1 protein-coding gene is annotated in these 1,687 nt (G+C 65.6%); it reads left to right on the forward strand.

The window, feature by feature from the left end; translation table 11 throughout:
- Positions 1–133 precede the first annotated feature (133 nt).
- Entirely contained in the window at positions 134–1,348 is a 1,215-nt protein-coding gene (locus tag J3476_RS27685) for an IS110 family transposase (RefSeq protein ID WP_207069453.1), read from the forward strand.
- The last annotated feature ends 339 nt before the right edge of the window (positions 1,349–1,687 follow it).

Consider the following 1,687-nt stretch of genomic DNA (forward strand, 5'->3'; position numbering starts at 1 on the left):
GCCCGGCTGATATAGATCGAGATAGTCCTTCTCAAATGCCTCCGGAGGTGTCAGGAAGGGATCTGTAACTGATTCCTTTGGGGTCCGTGTGTTGACGCACGTGGACCTCCTGACACACCCCGGAGGTGTTGTTGTGTCTGTGCATGTAGCTCCAGTCACGTCATCCACGATCGTCGTTGCCATCGATGTCGGCAAGACCTCAGCGCTGTTGTCGGTGACCGACGCAGCTCGCCGTCGGCTGGTCGACCCCTTCGAGTTCGTGCTGACCGGATCGGGCCTGACCGCGGCAGTGACTCGCGTGATGGCTGTTGTGCCTGCGTCAGTGCAGGTCAAGATAGGTGTCGAAGCAGCCGGGCACTATCACCGTCCGGTGCTCGATTGTCGCTGGCCGCAGGGGTGGGAAGTGTTGGAGCTCAACCCAGCCCAGGTCGCTGAGCAACGGCGCGTACAGGGCCGGCGCCGAGTCAAGACCGACGCAATCGACGTGGCGGCGATCACCGAGCTGGTGCTGGCCGGGTACGGACGTCCGGTCACTGATCGCGATGTCGTGATCGGTGAAGTGAGCGCGTGGGCCTCACATCGGCGTCGCCGGGTCGCCACGCGTACCGCGACGAAGAACCAGCTGCTCGGCCAGCTGGACAGGGCGTTCCCCGGGCTGACCCTCGCGCTGCCCGATGTGCTGGGTACCAAGATCGGCCGGTTGGTCGCCGCTGAGTTTGCCGACCCGGCGCGGCTGGCCGGGCTCGGAGTCAGCCGGCTGATCCGCTTCGCTGCGGTACGCGACCTGCAACTGCGCCGATCGGTGGCCGAGCGTGTAGTGGCCGCAGCCCGCGATGCACTACCGACCCGCGACGCGGGGATCGCCCGCCGAATCCTGGCGGCCGACCTGGTGTTGCTGGCCGATCTCGACGATCAGATCGACACCGCGGAGACTGAGCTGGGGTGGCTGCTGCCGCGCAGTCCGTACGCGACGTTGACTTCGGTGCCGGGCTGGGGCACGGTCCGAGTATCCAATTATGCTGCCGCCCTTGGCGATCCGCGACGGTGGCCAGGACCGCGACAAATCTACCGCGCATCGGGATTGTCACCGATGCAGTACGAATCCGCGCACAAACGCCGCGACGGCAGCATCAGCCGCGAAGGCAGTGTCGCGTTGCGCCGCGCCTTAATAGACCTCGGTGTCGGACTGTGGCTCAACGAACCGGCGGCGAAGAACTACGCCCACGGACTCAAGGACCGCGGCAAGCACGGCGGCATCGTGGCCTGCGCGTTGGCCCATCGCGCCAACCGAATCGCCCACGCACTCGTTCGCGACCACGCCACCTACGAGCCCACACGCTGGGCCTGATTTCCTCATACTTCGCAGCGAAAGGAACCGGCCAACACCCTTCACAACTCCCGTCGGTAGTGCCACGCTAAGCGGACGGGACGAAGGGCCGGATCAGATGCCGTCCCGGCTATGGCGGACCTCTGAAGGGTTACGCCGCGTCTAGCTTGGCACCCGGCCCTTCGCCTCCACGGCAGCCCGAACGACGCCAGATAACCCACCTGAGGTTGCATACGTCAGCGTGGGCGCCAGGCACCCGCCCCCTCACCAACATCGCTACCGACCGCACCGAACCACCTCAGCAGCAGGTGGCGACCAACTACGCCGACCAGCCCCTTGACTCGACCTACAGCCAGCTAG

The organism is Mycobacterium sp. PO1 (assembly GCF_017312405.1).
Classification (GTDB): Bacteria; Actinomycetota; Actinomycetes; order Mycobacteriales; family Mycobacteriaceae; genus Mycobacterium.